The sequence below is a fragment of the Qipengyuania thermophila genome, from assembly GCF_004153605.1.
In the GTDB taxonomy this organism is placed as follows: Bacteria; Pseudomonadota; Alphaproteobacteria; order Sphingomonadales; family Sphingomonadaceae; genus Qipengyuania_B; species Qipengyuania_B thermophila.
Genome location: NZ_SDSI01000014.1, coordinates 1 through 979, shown reverse-complemented (window position 1 = coordinate 979; position 979 = coordinate 1). Strand labels below are relative to the sequence as shown.

General features: G+C 36.3%; 1 protein-coding gene and 1 pseudogene. Both read left to right on the top strand.

The features are described 5' to 3' along the window. Nucleotides 1-61: 61 nt before the first annotated feature. A pseudogene (locus ETO60_RS11525) lies at nucleotides 62-385 on the top strand (hypothetical protein); the annotation flags it as partial. 389 nt (nucleotides 386-774) lie between these two features. Beyond that, nucleotides 775-979, top strand: a 205-nt coding sequence (locus ETO60_RS11435; protein ID WP_234026466.1) for a hypothetical protein, incomplete at its 3' end; no start/stop codon positions are given.

The following is a 979-nucleotide window of genomic DNA, read 5'->3' as shown; positions in this document are numbered from 1 at the left end:
AGAAGTGGTCTTTCCTGAAATCAGGTCTAAAGTAGTAGGACATCAGTGATATTGGTCTTATGAAAAATATTCTGAAATTGATGGGGAGTCAAATTTCGACTCTTACATAAAAAGTAGTCTTTTCTCCTCAGACCCTCGCTTACTCGCTTGCGATAGGTCTATGAAGACCTATTGTGGGGCAGAAACTCGCTTGTTAGTGACAAGAGCTGATGTGATTCATTCTTGAGCTGTCCCTTCCTTTGGTGTAAAGGTGGATGCCGTTCCTGGCCGAATCAATCAATTAGGGTTTATTCCTAAACAAGTTGGCGAGTATTTTGGCCAATGCTCAGAAGTTTGTGGAGCAATGCACAGATTTATACCTATTAGAGTAAAAGTAGCCCCTTAGAAAATGAGAGAATTTGTGATATTTTCTTTTGTAACTTTATTTAGCTCCGCAAGAGCTACTCCTCAGGGAGTAGTAATGTTAGTTATTGCAACCTCGGCTTCTGGGGTCATTATTTTACTTTATTCTAGGACGATTTGGCCAGGGGCTTTGTTCTTGTTAGGGATTGTTGGGGGTTTAACTGTTTTACTAAGGTTTACATTTATAATATTTCCAAAGGAAAGATTTAAAGAGAGGGAGAAATTACTTCTTCTAAAGAAGTCAAATCTTTTGACTCTATTCTTCAGTTTGTTCTTTTGCTTTCTGTATACTGACGAGGAAAGTCCTTTCTGATTTGGTTCTGAAAGAGCGAGAGGGGGTAATTCTTCTTTCTGTTTTGACAGCTTAAGAGAGTGTTTTTCTTCAAGCTCTTTCTCTTTACTAATTTTCATTTTCCTATTTTTATTTCTTATTCTATTAAGGGTAGAAACAATTACAAAGTTGATTGTTTAAAGCCCTTAAGGGCTTTAGTTTATAAAAACTACTCTATTGCAAAGAGTGAAAAAGCAATTACTAATTTGCTTAAGTCTTTGGAAAGAAGATTTTCTTTAGAAGGAA